The 14,872-nt window shown below is 41.6% G+C and carries 15 protein-coding genes; 3 read left to right on the top strand and 12 right to left on the bottom strand.

Translation table 11 applies throughout. The annotated features are described in order from the left end of the window. Positions 1–56 precede the first annotated feature (56 nt). A complete protein-coding gene (locus tag SHALO_RS04685; RefSeq protein WP_069477572.1) occupies positions 57–1,193 on the top strand; it encodes a nicotinate phosphoribosyltransferase in 1,137 nt (378 codons plus the stop codon). 147 nt (positions 1,194–1,340) lie between these two features. Here SHALO_RS04685 and SHALO_RS04690 read toward each other — a convergent pair whose 3' ends face one another. The 6 genes from SHALO_RS04690 to SHALO_RS04715 form a co-directional block, all read right to left on the bottom strand. Next, on the bottom strand, positions 1,341–2,177 hold the full coding sequence (locus SHALO_RS04690) for a bifunctional transcriptional activator/DNA repair enzyme AdaA (RefSeq protein WP_069477573.1): 837 nt from the start codon (positions 2,175–2,177) through the stop codon (positions 1,341–1,343). Continuing rightward, a complete protein-coding gene (locus SHALO_RS04695) occupies positions 2,174–3,031 on the bottom strand; it encodes a DMT family transporter (RefSeq protein WP_069477574.1) in 858 nt (285 codons plus the stop codon). Before SHALO_RS04695 ends, SHALO_RS04690 begins: the two co-directional genes overlap by 4 nt. Positions 3,032–3,140: 109 nt before the next feature. Next, positions 3,141–4,100 carry a bifunctional helix-turn-helix transcriptional regulator/GNAT family N-acetyltransferase gene (locus SHALO_RS04700; protein WP_069477575.1) on the bottom strand — a complete coding sequence of 320 codons (960 nt, stop codon included), beginning with the start codon at positions 4,098–4,100 and terminating at the stop codon, positions 3,141–3,143. Between the two features lie 96 nt (positions 4,101–4,196). Continuing rightward, complete coding sequence (locus tag SHALO_RS04705) at positions 4,197–4,679, bottom strand: GNAT family N-acetyltransferase (protein ID WP_069477576.1); 483 nt, start codon at positions 4,677–4,679, stop codon at positions 4,197–4,199. 29 nt (positions 4,680–4,708) lie between these two features. Then, entirely contained in the window at positions 4,709–5,350 is a 642-nt protein-coding gene (locus tag SHALO_RS04710) for an alanine--tRNA ligase-related protein (RefSeq protein ID WP_069477577.1), read from the bottom strand. A 338-nt stretch (positions 5,351–5,688) separates the two neighbouring features. Continuing rightward, entirely contained in the window at positions 5,689–6,069 is a 381-nt protein-coding gene (locus SHALO_RS04715; protein ID WP_069477578.1) for a hypothetical protein, read from the bottom strand. Between the two features lie 270 nt (positions 6,070–6,339). Here SHALO_RS04715 and SHALO_RS04720 point away from each other — a divergent pair, with 270 nt between their 5' ends. After that, a complete protein-coding gene (locus tag SHALO_RS04720; RefSeq protein ID WP_069477579.1) occupies positions 6,340–7,434 on the top strand; it encodes a methyltransferase in 1,095 nt (364 codons plus the stop codon). A 77-nt stretch (positions 7,435–7,511) separates the two neighbouring features. On the opposite strand, the gene SHALO_RS04725 is transcribed toward SHALO_RS04720, so the two are convergent. From SHALO_RS04725 to SHALO_RS04750, 6 genes are read right to left on the bottom strand one after another with little or no spacing between them, the layout of a single operon-like run. Further along, positions 7,512–8,360 (bottom strand): protoheme IX farnesyltransferase, encoded by an 849-nt coding sequence (locus SHALO_RS04725; protein ID WP_069477580.1) that lies wholly within the window; start codon positions 8,358–8,360, stop codon positions 7,512–7,514. Further along, positions 8,357–9,688: a cytochrome c oxidase subunit II gene (gene coxB / locus SHALO_RS04730; protein WP_069477581.1), complete on the bottom strand. Its 1,332-nt coding sequence runs from the start codon at positions 9,686–9,688 to the stop codon at positions 8,357–8,359. The genes SHALO_RS04725 and coxB overlap by 4 nt, the downstream gene beginning before the upstream one ends. Positions 9,689–9,698: 10 nt before the next feature. Beyond that, positions 9,699–9,971 carry a cytochrome C oxidase subunit IV family protein gene (locus SHALO_RS04735; RefSeq protein ID WP_069477582.1) on the bottom strand — a complete coding sequence of 91 codons (273 nt, stop codon included), beginning with the start codon at positions 9,969–9,971 and terminating at the stop codon, positions 9,699–9,701. 1 nt (position 9,972) lies between these two features. Beyond that, positions 9,973–10,620 carry a cytochrome c oxidase subunit 3 gene (locus SHALO_RS04740; RefSeq protein ID WP_084010720.1) on the bottom strand — a complete coding sequence of 216 codons (648 nt, stop codon included), beginning with the start codon at positions 10,618–10,620 and terminating at the stop codon, positions 9,973–9,975. Then, positions 10,620–12,269, bottom strand: a complete 1,650-nt coding sequence (locus SHALO_RS04745; protein ID WP_145923232.1) for a cytochrome c oxidase subunit I — start codon at positions 12,267–12,269, stop codon at positions 10,620–10,622. The genes SHALO_RS04740 and SHALO_RS04745 overlap by 1 nt, the downstream gene beginning before the upstream one ends. Beyond that, complete coding sequence (locus SHALO_RS04750; protein ID WP_069477584.1) at positions 12,259–13,080, bottom strand: SCO family protein; 822 nt, start codon at positions 13,078–13,080, stop codon at positions 12,259–12,261. Before SHALO_RS04750 ends, SHALO_RS04745 begins: the two co-directional genes overlap by 11 nt. A gap of 387 nt (positions 13,081–13,467) precedes the next feature. Here SHALO_RS04750 and SHALO_RS04755 point away from each other — a divergent pair, with 387 nt between their 5' ends. Continuing rightward, positions 13,468–14,811: an OprD family outer membrane porin gene (locus tag SHALO_RS04755; protein WP_069477585.1), complete on the top strand. Its 1,344-nt coding sequence runs from the start codon at positions 13,468–13,470 to the stop codon at positions 14,809–14,811. Positions 14,812–14,872 lie beyond the last annotated feature (61 nt).

Below are 14,872 nucleotides of genomic sequence, written 5' to 3' on the forward strand. Positions count from 1 at the left end.
AGCAATTGTATAGCAAAAGGAGACTATAAAGTGAAAACGAAACTACAAGGAGCTGTATGCAAAACAGTCACAAACTTGACGTCATCGACGTAACCGCATGGACCGATAAATACTTTTCCAACACCAAAGCGATCGTCGAGCATTTTGGTGACACGGAAGTCACCTACGCTTTCTTTTTACGCCGTCCCGTTTTATCCGCGACACGTTTAGCCATGCAGTGGATTCAAGCACAAGCGAAAAAGGAAGGCATGAGCGTCACCATCGAAGTGATGCACGAAGAGGGCGAATGGGTTGGAGCGGGTGAGCCTCTGTTTTATCTCAGCGGTTCTTTTGCTTTTCTCACCGAACTCGAAACCATCATTTTGCAAAAGTTAGGCTCTGCCTGTGTCGCCGCTTACAATGCTTACGAGATGTGCCAAACACTTCCTCATGTTGCTTTTTTAGCGATGGACGCACGCCACTGTGCAGGGACGGAAATGGCTGAAATGATGGCATATGGTGCATCGGTTGGCTCAAAAGTAGCACAATGTACCCTAAAAGCAGTAGGATTTATCGGCAACGCGACCGATGCGACGGCTCATTTTTTCGGACGTGAAAAAGGGCTGGGCACGGTTCCTCACGCTCTCATAGGCTACGCTGGCTCAACGCTAAAAGCGGCTCAAATGTTCCATGAATGTTTTCCCGATGAAAACATCCCTATCTTGGCGGACTATTTCGGACGTGAAATCACTGATACCTTAGAAGTCTGTAACGCATTTACTGAATTAGCGCAAGAGGGCAAGATCGCCGTGCGCCTCGATACCCACGGTGGACGCTTTTTAGAGGGACTTGATACGCAAAAAAGTTATCATGTCCTAGAACGCCATGCACCTGATGCCGTGCGTGACTACCGTACCGAAGCAGAACTGCACGACCTGATCGGCACAGGCGTTTCAGCCGCGGCGATATGGAGTATGCGAGAATCTCTGGACAACGCAGGATTTCCAAAAGTGCGCATCATCGCCTCTTCAGGCTTCACACCGCAAAAGTGTCGCTCAATGGCATGGGCAAAAGCGCCCATCGACATCATCGGTACAGGCTCTTTTCTACCCGATAAATGGAGTGAAACCAATGCCACAGCCGACATCATCGCTTACGGTGGTGAGCCGAGGGTTAAAGTTGGACGGGAGTTTTTGTTGAAAAAGGGGCGTTAGACTTCTTGCAAAACTCATTTTGCAAGAACAAAAAGTACCAAGGGTGCGTGGGCACTCTGCCGAAGAGAACCCAGTGCTAACGTAGTCTTTAGAGCTTTGCTTTAAAGACGTGTAAAGAGTGCTGCAAGAACTCTATTAAAAAAAAGGCTATTTTTCTTCGATACTCTCATAAGCCAAGACGATGCGCTTGCGCTCTATTCCCCAGCGATAACCACGCATAGCTCCAGTTTGACCAATCACTCTGTGACACGGGATGAGGTAGGCTATGTGGTTTGAGCCTATGGCACTTGCAACCGCTCTTGTGGCTTTGGGGTTATCGATGCTTTTTGCAATTTCATGGTAGGTAGTGACACGACCTTGAGGTATATTTAATAATGCTTTCCAAACATTGATTTGAAAATTTGTTCCTTTTACCAACAGTGAAATGGGTTTTTTATCTATAAATATCTCACGAAGTTTTTTTTCAATTTTCACATCATCTTGAATTAAATGTGCATTTGTCCAATGTTTTAGAAAATTTTTAAAAATATTTTCTTCATTTTCATCGCAAAACTCCATATAGCAAATACCTTTTTGCGTCAATCCTAAAAATGTTTTGCCAAAGGGGCTAAAACCATACCCATAAGTTATCTCCATATCTTTGCCCATGTATTTATATTGGGCAGGCGTAACACCTGTAAAATTGACAAAGAGTTCATGAAGCCTACTCACACTTGAAAGACCACTTTCATAGGTACTCTCCAAAAGACTCTTAGACGCTTCAAGTTGTTTTTTGGCATATTCAAGTGTTATCGCTTGTAAAAATTTCATAGGAGAAACGCCGACATACTCCTTAAAAATTCTAGAAAAATGAAACTTACTTAAGTTTACATGTAAAGCGATCTCTTCTAAGCTGGGTTGGTCTAAAAAGTGGTTATCTATAAACACGATAGCCTCTTTTATCGTGAGATAATGTAAACTTTTTGTCTTTAAATTTTCACTCATTTTTTATCCTTGATAATCAAAAAAAGTGCTATAAATATCGTTATCATACCCAGATACATAGTGGGAGTAAATGCTTCATTTAAAAACAACACGCCCAGTATTGACGCACTAATAGGGATGAGAAATGTCACCAAAAGCAGTTTGGTAGCACCCACACGCGCTAAGAGTTCAAAATATAAGATATACGCAATCGCTGTTGAAAAAATAGCCAAAAAAACCACATGTTTTAGGTGCTCAAATTGCTCTATATTTACCGCATGTATGGCCGTGTGAAAAAACAGATACATGATAAGTGAGCTACATGTAAGCATTCCAAAAGCTGAGAAAATCGGATCTTTTCCTTTTAAAATTTTACCAAAGATGCCAGCAAAAGCGTACGATATGGGGGCGATTAACGCGATGAGTTTATACACATCAACAACCATTTTTTCATGCGGATTCAAAAGAAATACAATACCTAAAAATCCTATAGTGATACCTAGAATTTTCAGTTTCGATAACTTTTCATCTTGGGTGAGAAGGTGAGCAAAAGATGCCACAAAAATAGGTGTTGTTGCATTAAAAAGTGAAGCCATGGAAGCAGTGATGCCGTTTTGAGCGTAGGTAAACGCTAGGAAAGGAATAACATTGTTTAAAATTCCCATGACCAAAAAAGAGAGCCAAAGCTTCCAATCAAAATCAAACTTAACGCGTTTGAGTAGCAAAAACCCAAAAAGCGTCAATGCTGCAAAAAAAACTCTGAAAAAAACAATCTGCTCATACGAAAAAAAGAGCAATGATTTGGCAATAAAATAAAAAGACGCTCCCCACAATAGCGAGAGAATGAGAAGTAAATTGAAGTTTTTAAGTTCCATATTAACCCTTTTTTTAGGGTTAGTGTATAGCAACACTGACACTAAAAACAATCCGAATCTTGCTGTTACCTTTAGGGTACAAGGCATAAAAATAGGGTGGCTTAGCGCTTTACTTTTTGGCAATAACCCATCTGAACTGCTGTTCGGTAACCACGGAGCCCCATTGGTTCCCATTTTCTTCTTTTATAAGCTCAAAGCCAAATGACTCATAAAGCTTTCGTGCTGCATGTAAGCCTTTAAATGTCCAAAGCTCTATCGCATCAAACCCTGATTTTTCACAAAATATGACTGCCTCGTGAAGCAGTTGGCGCCCAATCCCTTGACCTTGACATTTTTCATCCATGATAAACCATCGCAAGTGCGCGTTGTTGTCTCCTAAATCTTCGCCATCAATTGCAATTGAACCCACAATGGTGTCATTGTACCGTGCCATCCAAAGATTATTGCGAGGGTTGTTTAGACGACTGACAAATTCAGCCATTCCCATAGCGACTTTACTTTCAAAAAATTGTCCAAAATGGGAAGAGTGCGCGTAAAAAGTAGCGTGCATTTCAGTGACTCTGCCCACAACACCAGGACGATACCCTGAGTCTAGTGTGATTGCATTGAGCGTTGTGTTTGGGGTGGTTAAACGACATCCTTGCAAAGCCTCTGCGTAGGTGCAAAGCCCTTGTACAACGGCTTGCTGTTGCGAAACATCTAAATGTTCCATGGCAGTTTTAACTTGTTTTTGCCCGTACAAATGTATGGCTTCAACCGTTTTTTCACCTTGTTTTGTTAATAACAGATTTTTAATACGACCATCTTTGGGATCAGTATTTTCTATCACTTCGCCCGTTTTAATGAGTTTGTTGACCATTCTGCTAACACTTGATTTTTCCAAGCTGAGTGTATGCACAAGTTGCAACGCTGTCATAGCGCCTTGTTTTTCAATTTCTAACAATGCGTGAACGGCGGATGGGGAGTAGTTGGTCCCAGCCAAAGTCTTTTCCATGAACCCGAGTTCTCTTACCATGTGCCGTGAAGCCGTACGAATCTGGTTTATCGTAGAGGATGGATCTGTATTCATTTAAAAACCTTGTCCATGAAATAATAGTTGTATAGTACAACTATTGTAAACAAGAGTCAAATGTGTAAATAAAGGAGGCTATTTTTACATGCCCATTTACAGCACTTTGTGCATCACATACGTATTGACATAACCCAATTTTCCATGCTTATAGGCGTTGGGGATGGTACCGACAATAGCAAAGCCAAGTTTTTGCCATAATGTGACGGCAACGGTATTGGTCGATACGACAGCATTAAATTGCATGGCGGTGTAGCCAAGGGAACGACCCATTTCTTGGCTGTGTTCACAAAGAGCGCGCGCTACGCCTTTGCCTCTCGCGTTTGAAGAGACCATATACCCGCAGTTGCAGATGTGTGAACTCGGTCCCATGCCGTTTGCTTTTAGGAAGTAACTGCCGAGTATTGTTTCGCCTTCTTTGGCTACAAAACAGACTTGCGGTACTTCACACCATAATGTATAGGCTTCTAGATAGGTCATATGTGGTTCATACGCATAGGTTTCTTGGGCTTGAATGATCGCCTCAAATTCAGGCCAAAACTGATGAAAATCTTTTTCACAAATCGGAACGATGTTCATAAAATTCCTTTACATGTAAATACGAATAGCTAGTTATCCAAATAAATTTCAATTCTCTCTTTGCCTTTGCCAATATTCTTTCGTTTTAAGGAGAGTTGACCCACTTCGCCTGTGTGTTTTAAGTGTGTTCCTCCACAAGGAACCTCTGCGAAACCGTCGATTTTCCAGTAGCGTCTTTGATTTGCAATGTCGCTGTAGTCACTTTTGATGGGTAGGTTTTTCTCGATTAATTCAGCTGCTTTGAGAAGAAGTAAGGGAAACAAGGTGCTGATGTTTTCATGCCAAAAAAAATCAATTCGAGCTTTATCTTGGGCGATGTGTGCACCAATTTTTTCCACAGAACCTAGCTCTTGATAGAGGAGTTCCAGGATTAATTCCGCGGCAAAATGGTGTTGCATCAGGCTATAACGCCTTTGCCAGTCGATCTTGACCATTACTTCTTGACCTATGTGAAGATTATGTTCGCTTGGCATGGTGTAGCGGATATTGGTGCCTTCTTTTGTAGCTTCTAAGACTTCAATGCCACCAATGGTTCCAAAATCGCTCTCTTGTCCGCCTGAAAATGCGTAAAAAATGGTTTGATCTAAGTAAATACAATCACCCTCAACCGATTCAATTTTTGCTTGAATTTCGCTCAAATAGGGGTCATTCCAAAAAAGTTTTTGTAGCATAACGTTCTCCATGGTTTAGTGCATGGGTATTATATAAAAAATCGAAGGGAAAAAGGATAAGGAAAGAGGCTACTTTTTAGCTTTACATGTAAAGACAAAAAGTAGCCTCGTCACTTTCTTTTCCAAAGCTATCAATGACGATCAACCGTTTATCGGAGAAGGCATTTTACGCAAATTTTTGAAAGAGACCTACTATGAGCACATACTTCCACCCAAAAGCGAAGAAAGTGAACAGGAGTCCTCTTTTATGGAGCATATCGAGAAGATTAAAGAGTGGATTTTGAGATGAAGTGAAGGGGCTACTTTTTAACTTGCTGACCCCCTTTTATTCTTTTTGACTAATGGCACGCAAATGATGCACCTAGATGAATTACATGGGCATAGGTCTCTTCACTAAAGCCAGGGTTGTTTTTAATTAATTCTTCTCGAGCTTTTTCATATCGAATACTGCTTGCCACTTTTTGATTTGCCATTTCTACTAGGGCATCACCTACTTCGTAGTTACTTGTTAACAACTTTCTGCAGCGTTCAATCCATTCTTGAATTTCATTTCGTGATTTAGATTTGAAAATTTGAAAAATATTAATTTGGTTGTTGTTATTTGAATAGGTTTCATTATAATAAAAAACAATATAAATTCCATCAGAAAGATTGACTGACAGTGCTCTATCAATAGTTTTCTGTTTATATTTATCTTCTAATTCTTTTTGGCTATCCATCAATTTTTTCCTTTCACAACGAACATTCTTGAAATAAAATAGAGGGCTTAACTTTTTAACTTTCTTACATGTAAAGATTTTTCTGCTTATTTTCAACAAATTATTGTAGCAAAAAGAAGGAGGTATTTCAATTTTTAATCAAGAGGACAAGCTATTTTTTATCTTTACATGTAAAGAAGATAGGAATGTCCTATCTCACCACTAATCTCAAACCAACCCATACCAAAGCCTTTATACACTAAACTGCACCACACTACAAAGGCATCATCCATGAATCACGATTTACTCACTCTCCAACCCGACAGGCCGCCAGTTATCACCTCAGAGATTGAACTGATACATTTCTATCATGACACGAATGTGAAGGCTGCCGTTCAGCAGATGATAGCAGGGACGTATGTTCTGGTGGAAGAGTTGTATAGCAATGGTTTAGAGATTTTGGCGGAACTCAAACGAACGCTTTTAGTTTATTACACCGACACAAAATTTCAAGGACAACGCGATTTTCGTAGCGCCTTTAGAGAGGCATCGCACCGTTTATTAGTGGAAGTCAAAGGTCATAAATTGCTTGTTAAGAAGGCTCCCGTGATTGGTTGGTTGGAGGTGTTATACCCCGAGGTTTCTGACTTTTATGTCTCTTTCCCTGAAGTACAGGGCATGAATAGCGCATGGCAGTGGTATAAAAAAGGTATTGAAGTGAAAACCTTAGGCATCACGCTTCACCCATTTTACGGCACGTACTTTCCCACACGATTTGACCATTTAACCCTCTTTGATAAATGGTTGAAAAAATACGTTGGCTCAAAAGAGAAGGCGATAGAAATAGGCGTAGGAAGTGGCATTTTATCGTTTCAACTCATTCAAAATGGTTTTAAAAATATCTTCGCAACCGATACCAATAAAAATGCGATTATCGGTGTTGCGCAAGAGTGTAAGCGATTGGGTTATGAAGGGAATATAACCCTAAATCATGGTGATTTATTTGAAAATTGCGATGTTAAAGCGGATGTGATTGTTTTTAATCCGCCTTGGTTACTGGCAAAACATACTTTGGAAGAGGGGCTTGATAAAGCGATTTATTATGAAAAAGAGCTCTTTCCACGATTTTTTGAACAAGCATTAAAGCACCTTGCACCTGAAGGAAAACTAGTGCTACTCTTCTCAAATCTCGCGCAAGTCATTGATGAAAAAAGCGCTCATCCCATCATAGAAGAGTTACAAAATCACAACCGTTTTAGAAAAGAGTTACACCTCAGACGTGATGTGAGCGCTTCATCGAAAAAAACAAAACGCACCGATGCAAGAGAGAATGAAAAAGTCGAATTGTGGGTTTTAGCGCCAAAAGAGAAGGACGCGTTATCGTAAAAGTGTGTGGATGGTTTCGTTTTTGGCTTTACATGTAAACGTAAAGCCCTTTTACGTTTACATGCGAAAGAGGCTTTTTATATTCCGTCTATACTTAGCAGTATGACAGTCGCCAACAAGAAAAAATTGATCTTATGAAAAAGGGCACCTGCGTGGCTTGGCGTAAGCGGTTCAGAGAGAATTTTTGTTCCGAAAAAGACTGCCGTTAGATCCAATCCTACTAACAATGCAATAACCATTGGATTATGCACACGAAAAATCAGCATAGCAAAAATACCGCAAAGAATCGTAAATGTCCACCATACAAAAAGCACCCGACGAAATGCTTCATCACCCAATACTTCACTAGCAGTAGGAAATCCTCCTCTTTTGTAGTCTTCATCATGCTTCGCCATCAACAGCCAAAAATGAGGTACCTGCCAGACAAAGAAAAGCAATCCAAGTGCTAGAAATTCTGGTTCTGCCAGACTGCGTCCAGCTGCCAACCAACCGATAGCGGGAGGAATGACGCCTAAAAGTCCTCCTGGAACGACGGTAAAAGCCGAATGAGGTTTAAGATAGGTATAAAGACCGTTATACCACAAAGGCACGAAAAGAAAGAGGATCAAGCCTGAATTTCCGAGTTCGCTGTGGATTAAAAGCATCGCCACTACGATCAAAACGATCGAGAGAAGCAAAACGTTAGAAGGCGTGATACGCCCAGAAGGTATAGGGCGTCGTTTGGTACGTGCCATTTTGGCATCACTTTCTCTTTCTTGGTATTGATTGAGCGCTGATACCCCTAAAGCAAGGAGCAAGACCGCAAGGACAGACCCTGCCATCTGCATGACATTTTCACCTCGTACCAGTATAAAGGTGAGCACTGCTGAGAGTGTTACGGCTGCTGAGAGGCGAAATTTGGTTACCTCAAAAAATAAGCGGATCATTGGATCTCTTTAATATAGTTTACAAGTGCATCTATCTCAGCTTGCGTGAGCGTCTTTCCAAAAGAGGGCATCATGTTTGCAGAAAAGCCTTCCACCACATCGGCATTTGGATCGTGAATAGATGTGTGCAGATACGCTTCATCCGCCTTCACTTCCCGTTCTTTTCCATCTGTAAGGACTTTTCGGACACTCATATAAATGCCTTTAAGGCTTGGTCCTATCTTTTTAGTCCCATCAAGGCTATGGCAGGCGATGCAACCTTTACTCTTAAATAAGGCAGTGCCATCTGGCTTACTTGGCGCAACTGCTTGTTGTTCTGTTTTGACAACCTCTTCGACGACGGGTTTGACTTCTTCATGACCCGTAACGGGTGTTGTATCGTTTTGCTGTTTCATAAACTCTATGAGAGATTCCATCTGGTCTTTGTCTATCTGGTCTGAAAGATTTGGCATGATCCCACTTTGGAACCCTTGAGCGACATCTTTATCAGGCGTGCGAATGGATGAGCGAATATACTCATCATCGGCAATCACTTCGCGTAGTTTTCCCTCTGTCAGTACTTTGATCTTTGCGCCGTACATGCCTTTAAACGAAGGTCCTACGCTCTCTGAGCCGTCTAAACTATGGCATGAAACGCATCCGAGTGTCTTATATACCTCTTCGCCTTTTCCTTTGGGTTCCTCTGTGTCGTGAGGACTAAGTTTTCCACTGGCGTACCAGGTATCAAAAGCTGTTTTATCCATCACTTCTAGCTTCGTCAGCATCATCGCGTGTCCGACACCACAATACTCTGCACATTCGATGTCATAGCTCCCTATGGCGGTCGCATTAAACCATAAATGAGTTATTCTGCCTGGTACTACATCTTCTTTGACGCGAAAAGCTGGAACAAAAAAACTGTGCAATACGTCGTTCTCAAGTGAAGCAAGACGTAGTTGAATGTTCTCTCCAATAGGAACATAGAGTTCCGCCGTTCTTTTACCGTTAGGGTAGGTAAATGTCCACGACCACCGTTTCCCCAACACATCCACCGTAAACGCATCCTTGGGCATCGTCCGTAACTCTCTAAAAGAGGTATATCCGTAATAGAAAATGATGAACAACAAGATCGTCGGAATAACCGTCCAAGCTATCTCAAGCGGCAGATAATGCCTGATGTTTCGTATCTCTTCGGGCTTGACTCGGCTGTGATGGTAACGAATAATAAAAAAGACCATGAGTCCCACGACCAACACAAACATTGCCGCAGAAATGCCTGTAGAAATCCAAAACGCCTGATCCACATCATCCGCGAAGGTAGAAGCATGCTTGTTAAATCCTTCCAACATAGGGACTCCTTTACGAATGTGCCACGTCGATACCGACGATCACAAAAAAAATAAGCATGATGATCAAAGCCATCACGATATAGCCTTTTAAATAGGCGTTTTCACTACGCAAATGCATGTAAAATGCACTGACAAGCCCTATCTTTATAATACTTATCCCTAACTGTACACCCGCTGTATTTCCCGGTGTCAGATGATACAATGTGGGCTGTATGAACGTGAGCAGGGTCAGTAACAACAGACCTGCCAATACTTTTGTATAAAGAGCAAGAGTGTATGTCATCTTAGACTCCTATCATGTAAAGTAGCGGAAAAAGAACGATCCAGATCAGATGTACAAAATCCCAATACAGAGTGACATTTTTCATAACGATGGTATGTTCAGGATGGATACCGCCCGAGCGCATAAGCAGCAACACCCAACTCATAAGCGCTATTCCTATGATTACATGTAACCCGTGAAGTCCTGTCATGACAAAATAAAGACCGAAAAAAAGTATCTCTCCTGTGTCTTTGGCGTCAAGCAGTTTGGAGCCAGGATAGATACCATGGCTGATATCTACACCCCATTCCGAAGCTTTGATGCCTAAAAATACAATAGCGATGAAAATCGTCAAACCGACTAACATAGCAGAGAGTTTTAGCTTTCCCTGACGCATCATCAGCGTAGCAACCCCCATCGTATACGTGCTGATCAAGAGTAACACCGTATTGGTGCCGCCCAGCCAGATGTTTAAATCTGCGGAGGAGAAAGCAAACATGGCAGTATGTCGGTAGAAATAGATGCCATAAAGTAAAAAAAGTACACCGAACATCATTCCCTCAGTGAGCAAAAAAACCCAAAAGCCAAGTTTATCACCACTGTAATCATCCTTAAAATCAGCTACCGGATAGGACTTGCCCTGCCTATCATAAGCCATCTCCTGTTCCATTAGCGTATCCTTCTAAAATTTTCGTCCAGCTGAACCAACGGTTCGCCGTCTTCATATTCGTAAGGGTCAAAATCCACATAAGGAATCTTAGAAAAGTTCTCTAAAGGCGGTGGAGAAGGGATATGCCACTCCAATGTCGTACCTCTCCAAGGATTTGGACCCGCTTCTTTACCCTCTTTGAGCCCTTTGTAAAACGTATAAAGAACAAGCAGAAGCCCCAATGCAACTAAAAGGGCTCCGATACCCGATAGTTGATGGTAGATTGTAAACGTCGGTAGATAGTCAAAATAGCGTCGTGGATTGCCAAGAAAGCCTGCGATAAACATCGGGAACCAAAGCATGTTAAAGCCCACGAACATCAAACCAAAAGCGACACGCCCTTTAACTTCATCATACATTTTCCCCGTGATTTTTGGATACCAGTAATGCATTCCACCGATGAACATAAAAACAACGCCACCCAAAATGGTATAGTGAAAATGCGCCACGACGAAGTAGGTGTCATGAAGATGGATGTCTGGACCCAAAGCCCCAAGCGTGAGTCCTGTAAGCCCGCCAACGGTAAAGTTTACGATACTTCCAAGAATCCACAGCATGGGTGTTGCTAGAACAATAGAGCCTTTATAAAGCGTGGCTAACCAGTCAAATATTTTCACTCCCGTGGGTATGGCGACAAGAAAAGTCAAAAATGAGAAGATGAGACGTGCTATGTCGCTTATGCCTGAGGTAAACATATGATGTCCCCAAACCAAATAACCAATCCCTGCAATCGAAGCAGAGGAGATGGCAATAGAGCGGTATCCAAAAATGGTACGTCTTGTGAACACGGGCAAAACTTCTGAGATAATGCCAAATCCAGGAAGAATCATAAGATAGACCGCTGGATGAGAATAGATCCAAAAAAGATGCTCAAATAGGATAGGATCACCACCTTTTGATGGATCAAAGACGCCAATGCCCAGTGTTCGCTCCAAGATGACCAATATGAGTGTAATGCCTATGACAGGCGTTGCAAGCACTTGTATCCAAGCTGTGGCATACAAACCCCAGACAAAAAGTGGCATCTTGAAAAAATCCATACCGGGTGCTCGTAGACGGTGAATCGTCACGACAAAATTGAGCCCCGTCAAAATGGAAGAGAGCCCCAAAATGAATGCGGCAATAAGCGTGGAGAGCACATGGGAATCCGTGCGGATACTATAGGGTGCATAAAACGTCCAACCCGTGTCTGCAAATCCCGCTCCTGTGACCAAAGAGGAGAGGGCTACCACCACTCCTAGGATATACAGCCACCATGACAACAGATTTAAACGCGGGAAGGAAAGATCTCTCGCTCCGAGCATCAATGGCAATATGAAGTTTCCAAGTCCTGCAGCAATTCCTGGGACAATGAACAAAAAGATCATTGTTACTCCGTGGAAGGTAAAAAGCTGATTGTATGTTTGGGCTTGTATCAACTGCTGTCCAGGGAAAAACAGTTCTGCACGCATGGTCAGTGCGGCACCGACCGCACAAAAAAACAGTGCGAACAGTACACCTATATATAAAATAGCTATGCGTTTATGATCTATCGAAAATATCCACTGCAGTATCTTGCTTTTATGCGTCCCAAAGATGGTATGTGTCTCATAATAAAAACTAGGCATCATTTTCCTCCGATGAGTCTTTTTTTCTTCCTGTTAAAACTAAGTAAAGGAAAAAACCGCCTAATATAAGCGATAGAACCACAGCAACTATTTTTTCTGTCGCTAAGACATAGGTCTTGGCGACAGAATCGAAAGAAAAGCAAAACAGCAGTGTCTTTGCGATGGTCGGTCTTACCGTTCCCTGCGACGCTTCCATCATTGCCATCTGAATATCAAAAGGAAGTTGTTTTATGCCGTTGAGATAACGAGTGATCTTACCTTCTGGTGAGAGAGCAATTAGTACGGCAGGGTGTATGTACTCCACCATCCCATGATGCCCCATCTGTTTTTCATAATGAAATCCTACGCTTTGTGTCACCTGAGAAATATCTGCCTCGCTCCCTGTTAGAAATGTCCATGCACTTGTATCGAAATGTGTCATGGGAGCCATCAGCTCGGACTTTTTATGCGCTGCATCTTTGGGCGTTTCTTCAGGATCAAAACTTAATGTAATGACCTTATAGTCTTCATTTTCTGTCAGTTTGACTTTCTCTAGATTTTTTGCAAGGTCTTGGAGTTGAAGGGTACACAAAGCGGGGCATACGTAGTAGTTTAATGTAAGGATGATCGGTTTACCGTCCATAAGTTGCCTAAACGTCACCTGTTTGCCAGTTTCATCTAAAAACGGGATATCTAAAGGCACATAACTGCCTAGATGTTCTTCTTCCCCCAGTTTTTCATTTGCACATAAAGCAGAACAGAACAGCATTACAGCAAAAAATTGACTTAAAAAAGATGAAAACACACTATTTTTTTTTAATGTATAAGTCGACATATTTAAAATCTCCTCTACCTAAGAAACATCACATTACATCAATCACCTATAACTATTATTTATATTCTAGGTTGCATCCTAACTTAAGAATTTAAAAATCAATCTTTCATATTCTAGTTACATCCGCGCTATGTGTTTTTTTTAAATTAACGGTTTTTCTATCTCTTTTCCCCTTGTCACAAACCCATATAATCCCTTTTACATGTAAAGAAGAGCGTAAACGTTAAAAGTTAGTTCTTCCCTCATTTATTTTAAAGTATTCTTAAAATTTTATGCTATTTTCATGCTACACAGTTAATGTAAGATTTTAACAGACTTCTTACATAACTTAACCCATTCCATTGTATTAGGTTATGAAAGAAGTCTAATATGCTTTAAGGAGGCAATATGAAAATAGTTAAACTTAGCTTGGTGGCTTTCGTCGTTGCTGGACTTGCGTCTAGCTCTTTTGCTGCGAGTGATACACTTGCAGACGCATTTAAAAACGGAAAAGTAACGGGTGAATTACGCGCCTGGTATTTTGATCGAGACACGGGTGATCAAAATAATGGGACATTGGCGAAAGGTGATGCCGATATTTTTACTACAGGCGTTATGCTAAGTTACGTGACAGATTCGTTGAATGGTTTGAGCTTTGGTGCGACATTCCAAGGAAGTTACTCTCCTTTTGCTGACAATGACGCAAAAAATCTTTACGGTACCGATATGTACGGTTCGGGTGCGGTGCTTTCAGAAGCATACGTAACGTATACGCTTGGTAAAACAACGGCAAAAGTGGGTCGACAATTTATTGCAAGCCCACTTGTTAACAGCTCTGGTTCACGTATGATTAAAGAAGCGTTTCAAGCAGCCGTTTTGATCAATACAGACCTTCCCAATACAACATTGGTTGCAGGGTATTCTGACAGATTTCAAGGCAGAACATCCGATTATGACAGAAGCGTAGATGGTTCTGATTCTGAAATGCCTAGCTTTAAAAAAGAAGCTGTATTTTATGGAACGGGTACGACTGCAGGATCAAACGTTTTTGGATTTGATGGAGCGTACACAGCGGCTGCTATCAATAAATCAATCACAAACTTGACATTAACAGGTCAATACCTCTTTGTCAATGATGTTGAATTCACAGAAGGCGGTGATGCCAATGTCTTCTACGCTGAGGGTAACTATGTTGTGCCTTTAAGCACAATGAAACTCCTTTTTGATGTAACGTACCGTGGTTCTAGAACATCCAATGAGACATTTGATGGTTTCCATGTTGAAGGTGATATGTACCAAGGTCGTATCGGTTTTAGCGAGTTAGCAGGCTTTAAGGCGTCTTTTGCGTATAGTACGGTATCCGATGACCAATCCGTTCTCTTAGGTGCAGGAAATGGACCATCAACCTATACAGCACCACTGGTCAAAGGTGCGGAAGTAACTTCAGGTGCTAATACAGATGCCTACAAGATTGAAGTTGGTTATGATTTTACTACCGTTGGCGTTACTGGTCTGAAAGTCTTAGGTCAATATGCAAAAATCAATCAAGACAAACACACTGCCACATCAGGCATTGTATTGAACGGTGCAACGGTTGATACGGAATCTACTTACTGGGAAGCACAAGTTGCTTACGATCTTCCAACCATCAAAGGTTTAACACTCTCTTTAGAGTATGAAGATGGTCAAAAAGAGACAACCACAACGGTAGATTCAAGCGAGATACGATTTAGAGCGAACTACAAATTCTAACGTGTACAGACGCTAATTTTTGCTAAACCAGTGGCAGTAATGCTGCTGGTTTTTCTTTTAA

This window comes from Sulfurospirillum halorespirans DSM 13726, from assembly GCF_001723605.1.
Classification (GTDB): Bacteria; Campylobacterota; Campylobacteria; order Campylobacterales; family Sulfurospirillaceae; genus Sulfurospirillum; species Sulfurospirillum halorespirans.